The following is a 19,071-nucleotide window of genomic DNA, read 5'->3' as shown; positions in this document are numbered from 1 at the left end:
GGTCAAGCGTCCCGTCAGAACCGCGCCTTCATCGTCGCGAGGAAGGTGCGGCCGGGCCCGGGCAGGCGATCTGCCATCTCGATGTCGTTGTCGAAGATGTTCAGCACGCTGAGGCCGGCCTCCAGGTGCCCGCTCTCCGATTTCCAGGTCAGTGCGACATCCGTCGTCCAGTAGCTGTCGAGCGTGCGGCCACCTGGTGCGCCGTCCTCCTCGTAATATTGCGAGCCGAGCCGCGGACCGACGAAGCTCTGGGCGAGCGTTGCCGTCCAGCGCGCGGGGTGCACATACGTCAGGCCTGCCTGCGCCACATAGTCGGGCACCAGCGGCACGTCGAAGGAGGGGTCCCAGCCGGTCGTGGTGTCCTTGCTGGTGTTCCAGGTGAAGGAGCCGAAGGCGCCGAGACCGTCGGCGACCCAGTAGTTGGCGCTGATCTGCAGGCGGTCGATCTTGCCCGTGTCCGTCAGGAAGCTCGCCATGAAGTCTTCCGGTGTCAGCGTTAGGCCGTTGAAGCGCAGGTGCTGGTACTCGACCGCGGTGAAGAAGCGTTCGTTCCACTCGGCATCCCAGCGCACCGCCGTCGTCCGCGTCTGCCCGCCCCGGAAGAGCGGCAGCTCCATCGGGGTAAGCCCGACCGTCGTGACGGGCGAAAGCGTGTAGTTGCTGGCGAACTGGGTATCCCGCCGATAGTAGGCGCGCAGCCAATGATTGTCGTTCGGCGCGAAGGCGATGCCGAGCCGGTAGTCGACCGGTCCCCAGCGCGGGCTGTCGCCGTCGAAGCGGGATTGGAACGCGCCTGCCTGGATCTGCAGGCTATCAGAAAGCTCCAGATAGCCGTCGATATAGGCCTGTGTCGTCGAACTGCCGCCGTTGGCGACGCCGAGGTCCTCGATCTCGCCGGTCGTCAGGTTGGTCGAGGTTGCGGAAATCCGGAAATCGCTTTCTGCCGCTTCTATCCCGTAGCGCAGCGTCAGGGGCCCGATGCCCAGAAGATGACCGACGCCATAGGTGAAGATGTCCTCCCGCGACCTTTCATTGATGCGATAGACAACGGGTGGGACAACGCTGTTGTCGGTGGAGCGGGATCGGGTCAGGTCGTCCACCCGGCGGTTGACTGCGAAGGCTTGCACCACGTTGCGCTCGCCGATGACATGGCTCCACGCGACGCCAAGCTCGGTAGCATCCGTCACGCTGTCGTTGAAAGGGGCAGGATTGGAGGTCTGGCCGGGATAACCGACCTCCTGCCGGATCCTGTTGCCGAAGAGGTAGACGCTGTCGGTCAGCGTCGGCTTGATGCCGATGCGGAAAAGCCCGCCCAGAAGGTCGTTCTCGTCGTTCTCCCGGGCGCTCTCCGGTCGGAAGAGGCTACCCTGCAGATAGTAGCTGACCGGCATGGGCGTATAGCTCGTGCCCTGGAGGAGGATGTCGCTCGCCCAGCCGGTATCGGCGCCGTAGCCTGTGAGTGTTCCGCCCAGCGAGGCCTCGAAGAAGTTGCGGGTCTCGAGGCTGTTGCGCTTTTCCTCCGAAGCGATGGACAGGGGGGCGAAGAGCCGGGCCTGAAGTTCCGATGCGATGGAGGACCCGCCGGAGGCGGAACGGTCGAGGCCGGAAAGCGGCGTATTGACGAAGGGGCTGCCGCCACCCGCTGTCGCCTCGTCAATATAGGTCGTGGAGACGAAGGGGTCGTAGGACCGGTCGGCATAGAACTGGCCCCATTCGGTGAGGCCGATATTGTCGAGCGCCACGCCGAGATAGGAGGAGACCTGCCGGTTGGTGTCGTAGCCGGAATAGTAGCCGCCGCGTGCCTGGCGGCGGCGCAACGCCTCGCGGGCGTCGAGGATGGCGTCGTCGGCGCGGAACTCATCGATCGCGATGCCGGCGCGGATCAGCGCGATGCTCGGATTGTCCTTGTCGAAACGGTCGGCATTGTCGAGCGCCTGCGCGGTCTCGGCATCGGCGCCGCTCTGGTAGTTGGCGATGGCAAGGCCGATCAGCGTGTCGCCGGCCGTCGGATTGACGGCCGCGGCTTCCTGCAAGACCTTCTCGCCTTCCGCGGTCTCGCCCATGCGCAGCAGATAGCGACCCTTGGCGGCAAGCACGGCGTAGGAGGTGGGGTCGAGTGCTTCGGCGGCGTCGATCGCCGCCTTTGCCGCTGCCATCTGGTCGTTGTCCATCAGGAAACGGGCGTGGTTGGCATGCAGCGCAGCGTTTTCCGGGTTGAGGGCGATGGCGCGCCGATGGGCGGCATTGGCTTCGACGATGGCGTTGCGGTCGCTCTTGAGGATGCCGATCTCGTTCCACACCGCATCGTCGCCGGGGGCGGCCTTCACCGCCCGGTCGAGATCGGCAAGGGCACCGTCGACGTCGCTCGACACGGTGGCACGGAACCGAGCGCTGACAAGCAGGTGGGCAGGATCGTCCGGATCGATCGATCCGGCGCGGTCGAGCGCTGCGCGCACCTCGTCGCGATCGTCGAGTTCATAGGCAAGGCTGGCGCGCATGGCGGGCAGGGTCGCATCCTTCGGGAAACGCTGCTCGGCCTTGCGCAGGAACGCGATCGCCTCGACCTCGCCCTGCAGGTTGGCGATGACGGTGGCCTGGGCAAGGGCCTCGCCGGCCGATTTCGGCGTGCGGTTCAGCACGGGAGGGCGTGCGCTGGTGTCGGGATCCTCCAGCGAGAGGGCGATCCACGCGCCGTACTGCGCCATGGCGCGCCGTTCGCCGGCAAGATGCGGCATCGCCTTGCGGAAAAGCCGGATCGCCGCGTCATATCGCGTGGCCTGGCCGGCGATCATCGCCTCGACCAGGTTGGCGCGGGCTTCCAGCGCGGCGGGAAGCGGGCGCGGCAGGCGGGCAAGGGCGGCTTCGGCTGCGGCCCTGCCGTCATAGGCGAGCGCCGTCTCGGCAAGCTTCAGCCAGTCCTCGCGGCTGCGGCCGGCTTCCGGCGTATCGAGGATGCGTCGCCGCTCGGCGCGGGCTTCGGTGCTTTGCGCACCGCTGATCGGCAGGTTCGAGAAGGTGCCGCGCACCTCGCTGTAGAGCAAGACCTGCTCGCGCTCCTTGAGATTGACGAGGATGTACTTGCGCGGTGCCTCGCCGATCCGCGCCACGGCGCCTTCGCCCTGGCCGACCGTCACCGTGCCCTGCGCATTGGATAGCTCCGCCGTGCCCTCGAGCACGGTCAGCGTCGTGCGGTCGCCCTCGGCACGCAGCGTCCAGTCCGTGCCGCGAATGGCCGCCGCCGCCGCGGGCGTGTCGACGGTCAGCCCGCTGCCGCCGCGGTCCGCCCGGCCCCAGATCGTGCCGCCTTCGAGATTGAGCAAACTGTCCGAGGCGCCGTCGATCTTGCGCACGCGCAAAACCGTCTCGCGCGCCATGCGCACCAGGGTGTTGTCGGCAAAGCGGATGGCAAGGCTGCCGATGGCATTGGTGCGAAGCGTATCGCCGGCAAGGAGGTCCTGGTTGACCTCGACGCCGCGCCAGTTGTCCACCGCAACGAAACGCACCTCCTCACCGGATTTGCGATCCACGACGGCGCCATCGACGGTTGAGCCGCGCGGCAGAATTTCGGCCGACGCCGGAAAAAAGCCCGCAACGATCGCGAGGGCCGAAACGCCCAGCTTCAACACACGCATGTTTCTTGTTCGTCCACCCTCGAAGGCGACGATATGGATGCAATTTTTCGGTGTTGTCAACGCGCGGAGAGCAACCCGTCAGGTAAGCGTCCAGGCGATATAGATGAGTGTTGCAGCAATGATCCAGAGTGCCAGCCGGCCGGAGCGACTGTGGCGCGCCTCGGAGCGGCCGATCGCTTCGGCGGTCTCTGCATCGAAACGCAGGCCTTTTTCGGCCATGCTCGTGATATCCTGCGAAAGCTTTTCCGCCTTGGCCGCGATTTCCGGGGCGGCCTCGGCCAGCCGCAGGGCGGCATGGGCGCCGTCGCGCAGGTCCGTCAAAAGCCGCTTCGGCCCCAGATTGTCCCGGATCCAGTCCCCGACAACGCCCTCGGAGGCCTTCCACATGTTGAAGCGGGGGTTCAGCGTGCGCGAGACGCCTTCCACCACCACCATGGTCTTCTGCAGCATGACGAGTTCGGTGCGGGTCTCCATGTCGAAGAGTTCCGTCACCTCGAAAAGCAGGGTCAGGAGTTTTGCCATGGAGATGGTCTCGGCCGGTTGGCCGTGGATCGGCTCGCCGATGGCACGGATCGCCTGGGCAAAGCTGGCAGTATCATGATGCGAGGGCACGTAGCCCGCCTCGAAATGCACGTCGGCGACGCGCTGGTAGTCGCGCGTGATGAAGCCGTAGAGGATTTCGGCAAGGAAGCGGCGCTCCTTCTTGCCGAGCCGGCCGACGATGCCCATGTCGACGGCGACGATCACGCCTTCGGAATCGACGAAGAGATTGCCCTGGTGCATGTCGGCATGGAAAAAGCCGTCGCGCAGCGTGTGGCGCAGGAAGGACTGGATCAGCGTGTCGGCCAGCTTGTCGAGGTCGTGGCCGGCGTTACGCAGCCCCTCGACATCGGACATCTTGATACCGTCGATCCACTCCATGGTGACGACGTCGCGCCCGGTGCGCTCCCAATCGACCTTGGGCACCCGGAAACCGGGGTCGTCCGTGGTGTTCTCGCCGAGTTCCGAAAGCGCGGCCGCTTCGAGGCGAAGATCCATCTCGACCTTCGTCGTCTGCTCCAATGTGCGCGTCACCTCGACCGGCTTCAGCCGGCGCGTGTTGGGCAGGATGCGTTCCTGGAGGTGCGCGGCCGCATACATCGCCTCGAGATCGTGGGCGAAACGCTGGCGCACGCCGGGGCGGATGACCTTGACGGCGACCTTGCGTTCGCCGGTCGCGTCGCGCACCGTCGCGGGATGGACCTGCGCGATGGAGGCAGCGGCGATCGGGTCGCCGAAATTCACATAGAGATCGTCGAGCGGCCGGCCGAGCGAGCCTTCGACAGTGGCGACGGCCGCTTCGCGCGGAAAAGTCGCCATGCGGTCCTGCAGGGCGGAGAGATCGACCGCGATCTCGGCGCCGACGACGTCGGGCCGGGTCGCCAGGAACTGGCCCATCTTCACATAGGAGGGGCCGAGACGCTCGATGGCGCGGGCGAGGCGGTCGCTGCGGTCCTCCTTCGAAGCCCGGCGGCGTTCGAAGAGGCCGGCAAGCGTATGCGCGGTGCGGGCGAGCGGCGGCATGCCCTCCGTCGGCAGCGCCGAGACGACGCCCTCGCGCACGAGAACCCAGCCCACGCGGGCGAGCCGAAGATAGGCACCGAAAATACTCATGCGGAACGGTGCCGCTTGCAGGAGGACGGGGCCATGCTCAGAGCTTCCAGCCCGAATGCAGCGCCGCAATGCCGCCGGTATAGTTGGTGAAGGTGACGCGGGAGAAGCCGGCGGTGCGGATCATCGCGGCAAAATCCTGCTGGTTCGGGAACTTGCGGATCGATTCCACGAGATACTGATAAGGCTCGGCATCCCCGGTGATCATCTTGCCAAACTGCGGGATCGCCTTGAACGACCAGGTCTCGTAGAACGTGTCGAGCAGCGGTATCTCCACTTCGGAGAATTCGAGCACGAGCAGGCGCCCGCCCCGTTTCAGGACGCGGTAGGCCTCCGACAGCGCCACATCGATGCGCGGCACGTTGCGGATACCGAAGGCGATCGTATAGGCATCGAAACTGCCGGTCTCGAATGGAAGCTCCTCCGCATTGGCCTCGACGAAATCGAGATTGGCGGAAAGGCCCTTCTTCGCCGCCCGGTCCGCGCCGACCGACAGCATCGAGCCGTTGATGTCGAGCACGGTGGCATGGGCCAGCTTGTCGGAAGCCTCCACGATGCGGAAGGCGATGTCGCCCGTGCCGCCGGCGACGTCCAGAACTCTGTAGGACGGATCCTTGCGCGGGTTGAGGCTCGCGATCATCGCGTCCTTCCAGGCCCGGTGCAGGCCGGCGGACATGACGTCGTTCATGATGTCGTAGCGCTTGGCCACCTTGTGGAACACGTCGTTGACGAGCGCCTGCTTCTCGCCCTGCGGCACCTCGCGAAACCCGTAGGAGGTTTCCATGCCGCCGTCCGCGGATGTGCGCTGTTCCGTCATCGTCGTCTCCATGGGCCGGTCTGTCGCAGCCGGATTGCCGCAAAGACCATAGCGAATTGGCCGGGGCCGCGCTATCTCACGCACAGCACCCGTCGCTTCGCCGGGTATATAGGACATAGATTGCCGAGAGGGAAATGCCGCGCCGCGGCAAATGCGCTCAAGGTTAAATCGAAGGAGAACGTAATGCCGGAATTGCCGGAAGTGGAAACGGTGCGCCGCGGCCTTGCCCCGGTCATGGAGGGAGCGACGATCCGCCGGGCGGAGCTGCGCCGCCCGGACCTGCGCTTCCCCTTCCCGCCGGCCTTTTCCGAGGCGGTGTCCGGCCGCCGTGTCGTCTCGCTCGGCCGCCGCGCCAAGTATCTGCTCATCGATATCGACGGCGGAGACGTGGTGATCGCCCATCTTGGTATGTCCGGCTCCTTCCGGGTGGAGGGTGCCGAGCCACCCGGCGATTTCCACATTCCCCGCAGCAAGGACGCGCGCCATGATCATGTCGTGTTTCATCTGGAGACGCCGGAAGGCGAGCGCCGCGTCATCTATAACGATCCCCGCCGTTTCGGCTTTATGGACCTTGCCCGGCGGGAAGATATCGCCGCCCACGCCTTCTTCCGCGATCTCGGCGCCGAGCCGACCGGCAACACATTGGATGCCGACTATATCGCCGCCAAGTTCCGCGGCCGCCAGACGCCGCTGAAGGCTGCTCTGCTCGATCAGAAGAATATTGCCGGCCTCGGCAACATCTATGTCTGCGAAGCCCTCTGGCGCGCGCATCTTTCGCCGGAAAGGCTGGCGGGCACGCTGGTAACGGCTGCGGGCAAGCCGAAGAAGGAACTCGTCTACCTGACCGAGGCGATCCGTCAGGTGATCGCCGATGCCATCGAGGCGGGTGGTTCGACCCTGCGCGACCATATCCGCGCCGACGGCTCGCTCGGCTATTTCCAGCATTCCTTTTCCGTCTATGACCGCGAGAAGGAGCCTTGCCGCACGCCGGGCTGCGCAGGCACGATTGGCCGCATCGTGCAGAGCGGCCGATCGACATTCCATTGCGCCGCCTGCCAGAAATAGAACAGAGGAGAGAACCATGACCTATGAAACCCTGCTGGTGGAGGCGCGCGGGCGCGTCGGTCTCGTCACGCTCAACCGGCCGCAGGCGCTGAACGCGCTGAACCGCAAGCTGCTCGACGAGCTGAAGGGCGTGCTTGCCGCCTTCGGGGCGGATGCCGGCATCGGCGCCATCGTCATCACCGGCTCGGAAAAGGCCTTTGCCGCCGGCGCCGACATCAAGGAGATGCAGCCCTATGGCTTTGCCGACGCCATGATGGAGGATCTTGCCGCCGGCTGGGACGATGTGGCGGCCTGCCGCAAGCCGATGATCGCCGCCGTCAGCGGCTTTGCGCTCGGCGGCGGCTGCGAGGTCGCCATGATGTGCGATTTCATCATCGCTTCGGAGACGGCGAAGTTCGGCCAGCCGGAAATCACGCTCGGCGTCATCCCCGGCATGGGTGGCACGCAGCGCCTGACACGCGCCATCGGCAAGGCCAAGGCGATGGACCTCATCCTTACCGGCCGCCTCATGGATGCGGCCGAAGCCGAACGCGCCGGCCTTGTCGCTCGTGTGGTGGCGCCGGAAAAGCTGCTGGAAGAGGCGCTGGCCGCGGCGGAGAAGATCGCCGGCTACTCCCTGCCGGCCACCATGCTGGCGAAAGAGGCGGTGGGCCGCGCCTACGAGACCGTGCTGGCCGAGGGCATGCGCGCGGAGCGCCGCCTGTTCCACGCGCTGTTCGCCACGGAAGACCAGAAGGAGGGCATGGCGGCCTTCATCGAGAAGCGCAAGCCGGCCTTCCGGCATCGCTGAGACCGCGGTTGGCGTTTCTTGCAGAATCCGCGTTGACGTCGCCGTGGTTTCCCGCTATACGCCGCCCACAGTTTGGAAAGCCGAATTCCAAGGTTTTCCGATATTGCTCCCGAATTGCTTTGATGACAGGTCGCAGTGACCCGGCACGGCGAGGGTGGAGTTTGTGTCAGATTTCTGAAGAGAGGCATAAATGGCCAATACAACCTCGGCAAAGAAGGCGACCCGCAAGATCGCCGCGCGCACCGCAGTCAACAAGTCGCGCCGCTCGCGCGTCCGCAACTTCATCCGCAAGGTCGAAGAGGCCATCGCCTCCGGCGATCAGGCTTCCGCCGCTGCCGCTCTGAAGGCTGCCCAGCCGGAACTGATGCGCGCCGCCACGAAGGGTGTGCTCCATTCCAATACAGCATCCCGCAAGGTGTCGCGTCTGGCGAACCGCGTGAAGACGATGTCGGCCTGATAGTTCCATCGAGCTATGCAATATTAGAAAAAGCCCGGCGCTTGCGCCGGGCTTTTTCTTTGGTTTTTTGACCCGGCCATGGTGAATGTGCAAGGCTTGATCGTGTCAAAAGAGTGACGAAGAAAATCCTTTAAATTCAGTTACTTGCAGGAGGTTGGGTGGGGTTCTTCCGCCTTTCGTTGCGGGAGTTTGACAGCAATTTGAGTCAAGCGAATTTTTATTTTTTTCGTTTTTTGGGGGTTCCGAAAAGGACCCGAAAACAAAGCCATTGATTCCTAACAGATTCTCCTTTGGCCCCCCGATTCCGAGTCAGGAACGCGCTTGCGAGTCAACGGCTGCCCCTTAATTTTGCGTAAAATTCGTGATTGATCTTGGTGCCTGATCCTGCCTAAATGCTTTCCACAGGGGGCGCGGACACAGCCTTAAAATGATCGCTGACAAGACTGTCTCATGAAGACAGCGGTGATTGTTTGTCCCCTGTGACGGAGCGGCTCCGCTTCGTAAAATCATCCAATCGGCAACACTTGCCCCAGGTGCCTCACCGCACACTGGCGAGGGTTTTTGTGACTATTGGTTGCGCCGGTTGCAAGGGTCGTGAGGACGATCCGGATGGTGAGGGCATGCCCGCCGTACGCTCGACGAGGGAGTGAGCGGCGCGGCCACAGACGGGGCTTGATGATCCGGCATGACAACGGATCCGACGGACCCGAATTGTGTTTGGGAAACAGGTTCGTGCCGAATGTAGGGGGTCGGCATGATCGGGGCACCAGCTCCCGGACCGGGCGATGGCTCGGCACGGCCGGGGGGTGGCAAACATGAAAGGCGCCGGCAGGAATGCCGACGTGGCGAAGGACGCATGAAAGGCGGCAAGATGCAGATGAATACGGCCAGAACGGCTGGTGCATTCGCGAATGGGGAAAATGCACTGAAGGCGCTCCCGCAAGAAGGGGTGCAGGCGGCGGGGGTTCCATCCGATATGAAGCAGGACGCGATTTTCGAACGGGTCAGCGCGCGATTGAAGGCGCAGGTTGGTCCGGACGTCTTTGCGAGCTGGTTCGGGCGGTTGAAGGTCCACTCCGTTTCCAAGAGCGTCGTGCGCCTGTCGGTGCCGACGACGTTCCTCAAATCTTGGATCAACAATCGTTATCTCGATCTCATCACCAGTCTGTTCCAGCAGGAAGATGCCGAGATCCTCAAGGTCGAAATCCTGGTGCGCACTGCAACCCGCGGCGCCCGCACCGGACTTGCCGAGGATACGGCAGTCACCGAACCCGTCGCGCCCCAGGCGCAGCCGCGCCGCCCGGCAAGCGGCCCGCAGCCCGTCGCCAGCGCTGCGGTCTCTGTTTCCGCAGCCGCCCAGCCGCGCGCGCAGCAGTCCAGCCCGCTCTTCGGCTCGCCGCTCGACCAGCGTTATACGTTTGATGTCTTCGTTGAAGGCACTTCGAACCGCGTCGCTCTCGCCGCTGCCCGCACGATCGCGGAAGCCGGTGCCGGTGCCGTGCGCTTCAACCCGCTCTTCGTCCATTCCAGCGTCGGCCTCGGCAAGACGCATCTCCTGCAGGCGATCGCGCTCGGCGCCCTGTCGAGCGCCCGCAATCCGCGCGTCGTCTATCTGACGGCCGAATACTTCATGTGGCGCTTCGCAACCGCGATCCGCGACAATGATGCGCTTTCCCTGAAGGAGACGCTGCGCAATATCGATCTCCTGATCATCGACGACATGCAGTTCCTGCAGGGCAATTCGATCCAGAACGAGTTCTGCCACCTGCTCAACATGCTGCTGGATTCCGCCAAGCAGGTCGTGGTCGCTGCCGACCGCGCGCCGTGGGAGCTGGAATCGCTCGATCCGCGGGTTCGTTCCCGTCTCCAGGGCGGCGTCGCCATCGAGATGGAAGCGCCCGACTACGAAATGCGCCTCGAAATCCTCAAGCGCCGCCTCGCCGCCGCGCAGCAGGAAGATGGCTCGCTCGACATTCCGGTCGAGATCCTGAGCCACGTCGCGCGCAACATCACGGCAAGCGGCCGGGAACTGGAAGGCGCCTTCAACCAGCTGCTCTTCCGCCGTTCCTTCGAGCCGAACCTTACGATCGAGCGCGTCGACGAGCTGCTCGGCCATCTCGTCGCTGCCGGCGAGCCGCGCCGGGTGCGTATCGAGGACATCCAGCGCGTCGTGGCGAAACACTACAACGTCTCGCGCCAGGAACTGGTCTCGAACCGCCGCACGCGCGTCATCGTCAAGCCGCGGCAGATCGCCATGTATCTGTCGAAGACGCTGACGCCGCGCTCCTTCCCGGAGATCGGCCGTCGCTTCGGCGGACGCGACCACACGACCGTGCTGCACGCCGTGCGCAAGATCGAGGAGCTGATTTCGGGGGACACGAAGCTCAGCCACGAGATCGAACTCCTCAAGCGGCTGATCAACGAGTAGACCTGCTCCGCTTCGCCGTGCCAATGCCGTGCTTGCCGCTGGGTTGGCACGGCATTCTGCCTTTGAGGGGCCCGGCATGAGATTGCTTGTCACCTACATGGAACAGCGCGTTGCGCCGGCGGGCCAGCCCCTGCTGGCGCCCGTCGCGGGCCTGGAGCTTCGGCGGGAACGCATGTCCGTGCCGGATTACCTCGCCCTGTACCGGACAATCGGCACGCCGCTCGGTTGGGACTCCCGCCTGAACATGACCCGGGAGGACCTGGCGCTCTTCCTGTCTGCCGCCTCGACGGAAACCTTTGTCCTGCGGGAGGAGGGGCGGCCGATCGGTCTTTGTGAATTCGATGCCGTGGCCGCGCCCGATATCGAGCTCACCCATTTCGGTCTTGTTCCGGCGGCTTATGGCCGGCGCCTCGGCCCCTTCCTGCTGGACACTGCCCTGCGTGCCGTGTGGGCGCGCACGACGCGGCGGGTTTGGCTCCATACGGACACGAATGATCACCCGAAGGCGCAGGCGACCTACGCCCGGTCGGGTTTTGAGGCCTACAGGCAGCAGATGGAAGATTTCGACGACTGAACGGCCTTGTCTCAGTTTCCGCGCACCGCCCGGGCCTCCTCCGTCAGCCATTGCCGCAGCGCTGCGACAGCCGGCCGGTCCAGCGCGCCGGGCGGATAGACGATGTAGTAGGCAAGGCCCGTCGTCACGCCGCGTGAAAAGGGGGCGATGAGCCGGCGCTCCTGGACTTCGCGCGCCACCAGCGACAGCCGAGCCAGTGCCACGCCGTCGCCGGCCTTGGCGGCTTCGATTGCGCCATTGCTGTCGGTGAAGACCGGGCCGCGCTGCACGTCTATGCCGGCAACGCCCATTGCCTCCAGCCAGAGCCGCCAGTCCTGCCGGTGCACGTCATGTATCAGTACGTGGCCGGAGAGGTCCGCCGGCGTATCCAGCGGGGTCTTGTCCTTCAGAGCCGGTGCGATGACCGGCATCAGGTCGTCGTCAAGCAACCTTTCGCTGACAAGGCCTTCGTAGCGGCCGAAGCCGTGGCGGATCGCAATATCGACGCCGTCACGGGCAAAATCGACGAGACGGTTCGAGGCGCTGATGCGGATGTCCGCGCCGGGCACGCGTTCCTCGAATTTCGGCAGGCGCGGCACGAGCCACTGGGCGGCGAAGGTCGGCGTGCAGCTGATCGACAGCGTTGCCGGGGATCGTGCCCGGACCAGCAATTCGTCGGTCGCCTCGCGCATCATGCGGAAGGCCGAGCGCATCGCCTTGAAATATCCTTCGCCCTCCTCCGTCAGCCGGATCTGCCGCGGCCGCCGCTCGAAGAGTTGCACGCCAAGCGATTGCTCCAGCTCGCGGATCTGCAGGCTCACGGCACCGGGCGTGACATTGAGCTCGCCGGCGGCGAGCGTGACGCTCAGATGCCGTGCCGCCGCTTCGAAGGCGCGCAGGCCGGAGAGGGAGGGAAGGCGGCCGCTCATGATTTAGTTTTCCTTGCTGAAAAGCCGAAATATGATCGTTTGTACGGCACGGAAATCCGCGGAATTATAACGTGAAAACCGGATTTTGACATCCGGGCATCACGTTCGATTTAGAAAATTTCGCAAGGATGTTCCGATGGCCAACCGTAATATGACCGCAGGCGAATGGGGCCTGCTCATCGCGCTCTCGCTTCTTTGGGGCGGTTCGTTCCTCTTCAACGGCATTCTCGTGCGCGAGCTGCCGACGCTCACCATCGTCACTGCCCGCGTCGGCCTTGCCGCCCTTGCGCTCTGGATGGTCGTGCGCCTCGCCGGCTATGCCATTCCGCGCAGCAGGGAGGTGTGGCTCGCCTTCCTCGGCATGGGCGTGCTCAACAATATCATTCCGTTTTCGCTGATCGTCTGGGGCCAGACGCATATTGCGAGTGGCCTTGCCTCCATCCTCAACGCCACCACACCGCTCTTTGCCGTTATCGCCGCCCATCTCCTGACGACGGACGAGAAGATGACGGGCGGGCGCCTCGTCGGTGTCATTGTCGGCTTTCTCGGCGTGGCGCTGATGATCGGTCCCTCGGTGCTCTCCGACCTCGGGGCCAATCTCCTGGCGCAGCTGGCCGTGCTCGGCGGCGCTGTCTCCTATTCGATTGCCGGTATCTTCGGTCGCCGCTTCCGCCGCATGGGCCTGCCGCCGCTGCTGCCGGCCGCAGGGCAGGTGACGGCTTCCGCCGTGCTGATGCTGCCGGTTGCGCTGATCGTCGACAAGCCGTGGACGCTCGCCATGCCCTCGGCAGGGACCTGGATGGCCTTGTTCGGCCTTGCCTTCCTTGCCACCGCGCTCGCCTACGTCATCTTCTTCCGCATTCTCGCCACGGCAGGTGCGACGAACCTGATGCTCGTGACCTTCCTCATCCCCGTCAGCGCCATCCTGCTCGGCGCGCTGGTTCTCGGCGAGGTGCTGGCGCCGAAGCATTTTGCCGGCATGGCGCTGATCGCCGTCGGCCTTGCGGCCATCGACGGGCGTCTCCTGCGCATGATCACGGAAAAGCGCCGGCCGATCGGCTCTGACGCTTAGCGCATGGTTTGGCGGGGAGTACGAGTTCGGCGGACATGTGCCGAACCGGGCCTCCGGAACAATGTTGGAAAGACATTCCAGAAAGGCCGTTCCAGTGAGGGAGTTTCATTGGAACGGCCGAAGGGTCAGCAGGCGAGATCCGCCACGACGGCGTCGAGAATCAGCATGCCGGCCGGCGTGCAGCGTAGCCGCGAATTGCCAAGCCGCTCGATAAAACCGTGTTCGATGAGGAACTGTTCGCGATCCGGATCCGGATCGCGACCGGACAGCGCCTGCCAGCGGACGAGGTCGATGCCTTCCTTCAGGCGAAGCCCCATCAGCAAAAGTTCGTCCGCCTGCGCCTCGCGCTCCAAAAGCTCCTGGTCGACCATGCCGTGGCCCTCCGCCTCGACAAGCTCCAGCCAGCCCTCCGGCCGCCGCTCCGTCGCGGTGGCGATTTTTGCGCCGCCTGTCGTAAGGCGACCATGTGCCCCGGGGCCGATGCCCACATAGTCTCCATAGCGCCAGTAGGTGAGGTTGTGGCGGCTCTCCGAACCGGGACGGGCATGGTTGGAGACCTCGTAGGCCGGCATGCCCTCGCGCTCGGTGATCTCCTGCGTCGCCTCGTAGAGCACGGCGGACTGCTCGCCGTCGGGGACGACCAGCTTGCCGGCCTTGTGCAGGCCATAGAAGGGTGTGCCTTCCTCGATGGTGAGCTGGTAGAGCGAGAGATGATCGACGGCGTAGGAGACGGCCTCCTTCAGCTCCCGGTCCCAGTCCTCGACGCTCTGGTTGGGGCGGGCGTAGATGAGGTCGAAGGACATGCGCGGAAAGATGTCCCGCGCCAGCCGGATCGCCTTCAGCGCATCGGCAACGTCATGCAGCCGGCCGAGAAACTTCAGGTCCCGGTCGTTCAGCGCCTGAACGCCGAGCGAGACGCGGTTGACGCCGGCCGCGCGGTAGCCGCGGAACCGATCGGCTTCGACGCTGGAGGGGTTTGCCTCCATGGTGATCTCGATGCCATCAGGCACATGCCAGTGGCGGGCGATGCCGTTGAGGATCGCATCCACCGTCTCCGGTGCCATCAGCGAGGGCGTGCCGCCGCCCATAAAGATGCTGGTGACGCTGCGCGAGCCGGTGAGGCGGCGCATCGTCGCCATCTCCTTCAGGAAGGCCTGCACGAAGCGCGGCTGATCGACCGGCTGGTGGCGCACATGGCTGTTGAAGTCGCAATAGGGGCATTTGGCGGCACAGAACGGCCAGTGCACATAAATGCCGAAACCGGGGTCGGAAAGGTCCGCTCTCATGCTCGGCCGGATATCGAAGGGCACCGCCGTCATCGCGCCTCAAGCCTTCAGGCAGGTTTCGACGAAATGCTTGAAGGCACGGGCGCGGTGCGACAGTGCGGCCGCATCCCCCGGCTTCCAGCCGTGCTTTTCTTCTGCGCTCATCTCGCCGAAGGTCGTCTCATAGCCGTCCGGCCGGAAGACCGGATCGTAGCCGAAGCCTTGCGTTCCGCGTGGTGGCCAGACGACGTGGCCTTCCACTTCGCCGCGAAAGAGTTCGGTATGGCCATCGGGCCAGGCAAGGCACAGCACGGAAACGAAGCGCGCCGTGCGGCCCCTGGTTTCGGTGATGCCCTTGTCGGCAAGCGCCTTCTCCACCTTCTCCATAGCCATGGCGAAGTCACGCGTGCCGTCTTCCTTTTCCGCCCAGTTTGCCGTGTAGACGCCCGGCGCGCCGTCGAGTGCGTCGATGACGAGACCGGAATCGTCCGACAGGGCGGGAAGGCCCGAGGCCTTTGCCGAGGCAAGCGCCTTGATCGTCGCGTTCTCCTCGAAGGTCGTGCCGGTTTCGTCCGGCTCCTCGAATTTCAGTTCGGCGGCGGATTTGGCAGAAAAGCCGAACGGGCCGATCAGGTCTTCGATCTCGCGGATCTTTCCGGCATTGTGGCTGGCGACGACGATCGTCTTGGTGTCGAGCTTGCGCATGAAAATCCTCAAGCGATGTTCCAGAGGCCCGGTTCGGCACATTCGAGGCTGTTGCCGGCAGGGTCGCGGAAATAGATGGAGCGGGCGCCGTTCGGCCAGCAGAAGTCCGCTTCGATGGCGATGCCGGCTTCTTCGAGCTTTTTCACCCAGAAATCAAGCGCCGGGCCGGGCACGCGGAAACAGGCATGGCCCGGGCCCTTCGCGCCATGCACCGGCACCGGAAAGGCGTGGGGCGGCGGCGGATGCACGGTTTCGGCAGGATTGAAGATCAGGAGCACACCGGCGCCGCAGCGGAAGAAGACGTGGCGGTTCGCCTGCCGCGTGATCGTTTCCAATCCCAGGATGCCGCCATAGAAGGCTTCCGCCGCGTCGAGGTCGTCCGCGTAGAGCGCGGTTTCGAGAATGCCTTCGATCGCGGCGGTCATGACGAAACCTGTCTCAGGCGACAGCCTGCTTCTGCAGGGTGACGAGATCGGCGATGCCGGCGCGGGCAAGCGCCATCAGGCTGGAGAACTCCTCCTCCGTGAACGGCTTGCCCTCGGCGGTGCCCTGGATTTCGACGATACCGCCCGAACCGGTCATGACGAAATTGGCGTCGGTCTCCGCGGCGGAATCCTCGAGATAGTCGAGGTCGATGACCGACTGGGCGGCGAAGATGCCACAGGAGATCGCGGCGACATGGTCCTTCAGGACCTTCTCCACCTTGATCATGTTGCGGGCTTCCATCCACTTCAGGCAGTCGTGAAGGGCGATCCAGGCGCCGGTAATGGACGCCGTGCGCGTGCCGCCGTCAGCCTGGATGACGTCGCAGTCGACGGTGATCTGGCGCTCGCCGAGCGCTTCGAGATCGACGACGGCGCGCAGCGAGCGGCCGATGAGGCGCTGGATTTCCTGCGTGCGGCCGCCCTGTTTGCCGGCAGCGGCTTCACGCCTCATGCGGTCGCCGGTGGCGCGGGGCAGCATGCCGTATTCGGCGGTGACCCAGCCCTTGCCGCTGTTGCGCAGCCATGGCGGCGTCTTGTCTTCAAGGCTGGCCGTGACGAGCACATGCGTGTCGCCGAACTTGACGAGACAGGAGCCTTCGGCATGTTTGGAAATATTGCGCTCGAAGGAAACCTTGCGCATCTGGTCGGTTTTTCTGCCGGACGGCCGCATTGCGAACTCCTGTCTGAATTATCTGGGAAGCTGCTTTAGACCAGATCGCCGGGCGAGGGAATGGCAGCGCGGCGCAAGGCTTGTGTTTTGGCGCCTTGCGGCGGAAAATCGCGGCGGGAAAATCCGTTTTGCGCTCTCTTGCGAAATCACTATATTCCTGTCGGATAACAGGGTTTGCAGCGGAAAGATGGTTTTGAAGAAATCTCCGGGTCCTGACAGTCAGGCAGCGCTCGACGAGCGTTCGGGCGAAATCTTCCGCCGTATCGTCGAAAGCTATCTGGAAAGCGGCGAGCCTCTCGGCTCGCGCAACCTGTCGCGCATTCTGCCCATGTCGCTCTCGCCGGCCTCCGTGCGCAATGTGATGAGCGATCTTGAGGAACTCGGCCTCATCTATTCGCCGCATATCAGCGCCGGACGCCTTCCGACGCAGCTTGGCCTGCGCTTCTTCGTCGATGCCTTCATGCAGGTGGGCAACATTTCGTCGGAGGACCGCGCCTCGATCGAGCGTCATGTGCGCCCGCACGGCCAGAAGCACACCGCCGTCGAGACCATGATGAACGAGGCGAGCCAGGCGCTGTCGGGCATGTCGCGCGGGGCCGGCCTCGTCATCACCACAAAGAACGACGCCATCCTGAAACATGTCGAGTTCATCCGGCTGGAGCCGACCAAGGCGCTCGTCGTGCTGGTGGGCGATCACGACCTGGTGGAGAACCGCATCATCGAGCTTCCGGCGGGCGTCACGAGTTCGCAGCTCACCGAGGCCGCCAATTTTCTCAACGCCCACCTTGCCGGCAACACGCTGCTGGAGGCGCGCGCCCAGCTGCAGCGGTTGCGCGGAGAAATCAGCGGCGAGCTGGACAAGCTGTCGCAGGACCTCGTCGAGCGCGGGCTGATGGTCTGGTCCGGTGGTTTCGATGAGGGCAAGCCGACGCGGCTCATCGTGCGCGGCCGGGCGAACCTCCTGGAGGGGCTCGCCGGCGCCGAGGATATCGATCGCCTGCGCATGCTCTTCGACGACCTCGAGCGCAAGGACAGCCTGATCGAGCTCCTGAACCTGGCCGAGACGGGGCCGGGCGTGCGTATCTTCATCGGCTCGGAAAACAAGCTCTTCTCGTTGTCCGGTTCCTCGCTGATCGTCGCCCCCTATCGCGACGGTGACGACAAGATCGTCGGCGCCGTCGGCGTTATCGGGCCGACGCGGCTCAACTATTCCCGGATCGTGCCGATGGTGGACTACACCGCCCAGCTGATCTCGCGGCTTTCACGCTGACGGCCTGCAAACCGGGCATCAGCCCTTGATTTTTCGGGATCAAAGCTCGATATCGGGCCCAAACCCTTACAAGATGGAATTCGGAGTACGTCATGACCGACGAGAACAAGAACCATGGACCTGACGAAGCGGTAGAGAACATTCTTGCCGCCGACACGTTTGCGCCGGAAGAGGCGGGCGATCCGGCAGAGCCGGATCCGGTCGATGCGCTGCGCGCGGAAAATGCCGATCTCAGGGACAAGTACCTGCGTCTCGCCGCCGAGATGGACAACCTGCGTCGCCGCACCGAACGCGACGTGAAGGATGCCAAGTCCTACTCCGTCGCCGGCTTTGCCCGCGACATGCTGGCCGTGTCGGACAATCTGCGCCGCGCGCTGGACGCCATTCCGGCCGATGCCCAGACCACGGAAGATGCCGGTCTGAAGGCACTGGCCGAGGGTGTGGAGATGACCGAGCGTTCCATGCTCGCCGCCCTCGAACGCCACGGCGTGCGCAAGCTCGACCCGATCGGCGAGAAGTTCGACCCGAACTTCCACCAGGCCATGTTCGAAGTGCCGAACGCTGATGTCGCCAACAACACGGTCGTGCAGGTCGTGCAGGACGGTTACGTCATCGGCGAACGCGTGCTGCGCCCGGCCATGGTCGGCGTTTCCAAGGGCGGCCCGAAGGCGCCCGCCGGTGATGCAAGCACCGCACAGGCCTGATCAGGACCGACAGGACAAAGAAAAACCGGCGGTCGCAAAACCGCCGGTTTTTTCGTGCCCATTCTAGAAAATGTCAGGCCGCGTTCGATGCCTGCTCCTCGCTGAGGCAGGCATAGATGGCGCTCTCGCTGTCGGAGGCGCGCAATTTGGCAACCATGGCCGGATCGCGCAGCACGCGGGCGATGCGCGAGAGGGCCTTGAGGTGATCCGCGCCGGCACCTTCCGGGGCCAGAAGCAGGAAGACGAGGTCGACCGGCTGGTCGTCCAATGCCTCGAAGTCGACGGGGGTTTCGAGCCTCGCGAAGAGGCCGGTGATCTGCGAAAGCTCCTTCAGCTTGCCGTGCGGGATGGCGATGCCATTGCCCACGCCGGTCGAACCGAGCCGCTCGCGCTGAAGGATGACGTCAAAAATCTCGCGTTCCGGAAGCCCGGTGATCTTTGCCGCTTTTGTCGCCAGTTCCTGAAGCAGCTGCTTCTTGGAGTTGGCCTTCATCGCCGGAATAATCGCACTCTGCTGCAGCAAACCTGCCAATGCCATGCTTTTGTCCTCGTGCGCTGGGTGAAGGTTTGAAGAGGCGT

17 protein-coding genes are annotated in these 19,071 nt (G+C 64.4%); 8 read left to right on the top strand and 9 right to left on the bottom strand.

Annotated features, from left to right (window positions below; translation table 11 throughout):
• Nucleotides 1-14: 14 nt before the first annotated feature.
• The 3 genes from EXZ48_RS14295 to ubiE form a co-directional block, all read right to left on the bottom strand.
• The gene (locus tag EXZ48_RS14295; RefSeq protein ID WP_130516564.1) at nucleotides 15-3,632 is read right to left on the bottom strand and encodes a FecR domain-containing protein; all 3,618 of its coding nucleotides are present in this window, start codon (nucleotides 3,630-3,632) and stop codon (nucleotides 15-17) included.
• Between the two features lie 78 nt (nucleotides 3,633-3,710).
• On the bottom strand, nucleotides 3,711-5,285 hold the full coding sequence (gene ubiB / locus EXZ48_RS14290) for a 2-polyprenylphenol 6-hydroxylase (protein WP_130516562.1): 1,575 nt from the start codon (nucleotides 5,283-5,285) through the stop codon (nucleotides 3,711-3,713).
• 37 nt (nucleotides 5,286-5,322) lie between these two features.
• Nucleotides 5,323-6,099 (bottom strand): bifunctional demethylmenaquinone methyltransferase/2-methoxy-6-polyprenyl-1,4-benzoquinol methylase UbiE, encoded by a 777-nt coding sequence (gene ubiE, locus EXZ48_RS14285; protein ID WP_130516560.1) that lies wholly within the window; start codon nucleotides 6,097-6,099, stop codon nucleotides 5,323-5,325.
• A 183-nt stretch (nucleotides 6,100-6,282) separates the two neighbouring features.
• On the opposite strand from ubiE, the gene mutM reads away from it, so the two are divergent.
• The 5 genes from mutM to EXZ48_RS14260 all read left to right on the top strand — a co-directional run bounded on the left by mutM (nucleotide 6,283) and on the right by EXZ48_RS14260 (nucleotide 11,413).
• Nucleotides 6,283-7,164, top strand: a complete 882-nt coding sequence (gene mutM, locus EXZ48_RS14280) for a bifunctional DNA-formamidopyrimidine glycosylase/DNA-(apurinic or apyrimidinic site) lyase (protein ID WP_130516559.1) — start codon at nucleotides 6,283-6,285, stop codon at nucleotides 7,162-7,164.
• A 16-nt stretch (nucleotides 7,165-7,180) separates the two neighbouring features.
• Nucleotides 7,181-7,954, top strand: coding sequence for an enoyl-CoA hydratase (locus EXZ48_RS14275; RefSeq protein ID WP_130516557.1), 774 nt, complete (start codon nucleotides 7,181-7,183; stop codon nucleotides 7,952-7,954).
• Between the two features lie 190 nt (nucleotides 7,955-8,144).
• On the top strand, nucleotides 8,145-8,411 hold the full coding sequence (rpsT, locus tag EXZ48_RS14270) for a 30S ribosomal protein S20 (protein ID WP_023514010.1): 267 nt from the start codon (nucleotides 8,145-8,147) through the stop codon (nucleotides 8,409-8,411).
• A gap of 976 nt (nucleotides 8,412-9,387) precedes the next feature.
• Entirely contained in the window at nucleotides 9,388-10,839 is a 1,452-nt protein-coding gene (gene dnaA, locus EXZ48_RS14265; protein WP_130516555.1) for a chromosomal replication initiator protein DnaA, read from the top strand.
• Nucleotides 10,840-10,915: 76 nt separating this feature from the next.
• Nucleotides 10,916-11,413, top strand: a complete 498-nt coding sequence (locus EXZ48_RS14260) for a GNAT family N-acetyltransferase (protein WP_130516552.1) — start codon at nucleotides 10,916-10,918, stop codon at nucleotides 11,411-11,413.
• An 11-nt stretch (nucleotides 11,414-11,424) separates the two neighbouring features.
• On the opposite strand, the gene gcvA is transcribed toward EXZ48_RS14260, so the two are convergent.
• Nucleotides 11,425-12,321 (bottom strand): transcriptional regulator GcvA, encoded by an 897-nt coding sequence (gene gcvA, locus EXZ48_RS14255; protein WP_130516550.1) that lies wholly within the window; start codon nucleotides 12,319-12,321, stop codon nucleotides 11,425-11,427.
• A gap of 136 nt (nucleotides 12,322-12,457) precedes the next feature.
• On the opposite strand from gcvA, the gene EXZ48_RS14250 reads away from it, so the two are divergent.
• Entirely contained in the window at nucleotides 12,458-13,393 is a 936-nt protein-coding gene (locus EXZ48_RS14250) for a DMT family transporter (protein ID WP_130516548.1), read from the top strand.
• 125 nt (nucleotides 13,394-13,518) lie between these two features.
• Here EXZ48_RS14250 and hemW read toward each other — a convergent pair whose 3' ends face one another.
• The 4 genes from hemW to rph are packed head-to-tail and all read right to left on the bottom strand — an operon-like array spanning nucleotide 13,519 to nucleotide 16,518.
• On the bottom strand, nucleotides 13,519-14,712 hold the full coding sequence (gene hemW, locus EXZ48_RS14245) for a radical SAM family heme chaperone HemW (RefSeq protein ID WP_245462061.1): 1,194 nt from the start codon (nucleotides 14,710-14,712) through the stop codon (nucleotides 13,519-13,521).
• A gap of 6 nt (nucleotides 14,713-14,718) precedes the next feature.
• The gene (gene rdgB / locus EXZ48_RS14240; protein WP_130516546.1) at nucleotides 14,719-15,363 is read right to left on the bottom strand and encodes an RdgB/HAM1 family non-canonical purine NTP pyrophosphatase; all 645 of its coding nucleotides are present in this window, start codon (nucleotides 15,361-15,363) and stop codon (nucleotides 14,719-14,721) included.
• A gap of 8 nt (nucleotides 15,364-15,371) precedes the next feature.
• Entirely contained in the window at nucleotides 15,372-15,788 is a 417-nt protein-coding gene (locus EXZ48_RS14235; protein WP_050742650.1) for a VOC family protein, read from the bottom strand.
• 13 nt (nucleotides 15,789-15,801) lie between these two features.
• Nucleotides 15,802-16,518 (bottom strand): ribonuclease PH, encoded by a 717-nt coding sequence (gene rph / locus EXZ48_RS14230; RefSeq protein ID WP_023512387.1) that lies wholly within the window; start codon nucleotides 16,516-16,518, stop codon nucleotides 15,802-15,804.
• A 193-nt stretch (nucleotides 16,519-16,711) separates the two neighbouring features.
• Here rph and hrcA point away from each other — a divergent pair, with 193 nt between their 5' ends.
• Nucleotides 16,712-17,788, top strand: coding sequence for a heat-inducible transcriptional repressor HrcA (hrcA, locus tag EXZ48_RS14225; RefSeq protein WP_245462054.1), 1,077 nt, complete (start codon nucleotides 16,712-16,714; stop codon nucleotides 17,786-17,788).
• A gap of 92 nt (nucleotides 17,789-17,880) precedes the next feature.
• Entirely contained in the window at nucleotides 17,881-18,492 is a 612-nt protein-coding gene (gene grpE / locus EXZ48_RS14220; protein WP_130516542.1) for a nucleotide exchange factor GrpE, read from the top strand.
• A 73-nt stretch (nucleotides 18,493-18,565) separates the two neighbouring features.
• Here the strand turns inward: grpE and ptsN are convergent, their stop codons facing one another.
• Nucleotides 18,566-19,030, bottom strand: a complete 465-nt coding sequence (gene ptsN / locus EXZ48_RS14215; RefSeq protein ID WP_023516844.1) for a PTS IIA-like nitrogen regulatory protein PtsN — start codon at nucleotides 19,028-19,030, stop codon at nucleotides 18,566-18,568.
• Nucleotides 19,031-19,071: the final 41 nt, after the last annotated feature.

Origin of the sequence: Shinella sp. JR1-6 (assembly GCF_004284735.1) — a bacterium.
GTDB lineage: Bacteria > Pseudomonadota > Alphaproteobacteria > Rhizobiales > Rhizobiaceae > Shinella.
This window is presented reverse-complemented; position numbering and strand designations above follow the sequence as displayed.

Coding starts and splice junctions, on each gene's coding strand:
- EXZ48_RS14295 (WP_130516564.1), bottom strand. CDS start 3,632: ATGCGTGTGTTGAAGCTGGGCGTTTCGGCCCTCGCGATCGTTGCGGGC.
- ubiB (WP_130516562.1), bottom strand. CDS start 5,285: ATGAGTATTTTCGGTGCCTATCTTCGGCTCGCCCGCGTGGGCTGGGTT.
- ubiE (WP_130516560.1), bottom strand. CDS start 6,099: ATGACGGAACAGCGCACATCCGCGGACGGCGGCATGGAAACCTCCTAC.
- mutM (WP_130516559.1), top strand. CDS start 6,283: ATGCCGGAATTGCCGGAAGTGGAAACGGTGCGCCGCGGCCTTGCCCCG.
- EXZ48_RS14275 (WP_130516557.1), top strand. CDS start 7,181: ATGACCTATGAAACCCTGCTGGTGGAGGCGCGCGGGCGCGTCGGTCTC.
- rpsT (WP_023514010.1), top strand. CDS start 8,145: ATGGCCAATACAACCTCGGCAAAGAAGGCGACCCGCAAGATCGCCGCG.
- dnaA (WP_130516555.1), top strand. CDS start 9,388: ATGAAGCAGGACGCGATTTTCGAACGGGTCAGCGCGCGATTGAAGGCG.
- EXZ48_RS14260 (WP_130516552.1), top strand. CDS start 10,916: ATGAGATTGCTTGTCACCTACATGGAACAGCGCGTTGCGCCGGCGGGC.
- gcvA (WP_130516550.1), bottom strand. CDS start 12,321: ATGAGCGGCCGCCTTCCCTCCCTCTCCGGCCTGCGCGCCTTCGAAGCG.
- EXZ48_RS14250 (WP_130516548.1), top strand. CDS start 12,458: ATGGCCAACCGTAATATGACCGCAGGCGAATGGGGCCTGCTCATCGCG.
- hemW (WP_245462061.1), bottom strand. CDS start 14,712: ATGACGGCGGTGCCCTTCGATATCCGGCCGAGCATGAGAGCGGACCTT.
- rdgB (WP_130516546.1), bottom strand. CDS start 15,363: ATGCGCAAGCTCGACACCAAGACGATCGTCGTCGCCAGCCACAATGCC.
- EXZ48_RS14235 (WP_050742650.1), bottom strand. CDS start 15,788: ATGACCGCCGCGATCGAAGGCATTCTCGAAACCGCGCTCTACGCGGAC.
- rph (WP_023512387.1), bottom strand. CDS start 16,518: ATGCGGCCGTCCGGCAGAAAAACCGACCAGATGCGCAAGGTTTCCTTC.
- grpE (WP_130516542.1), top strand. CDS start 17,881: ATGACCGACGAGAACAAGAACCATGGACCTGACGAAGCGGTAGAGAAC.
- ptsN (WP_023516844.1), bottom strand. CDS start 19,030: ATGGCATTGGCAGGTTTGCTGCAGCAGAGTGCGATTATTCCGGCGATG.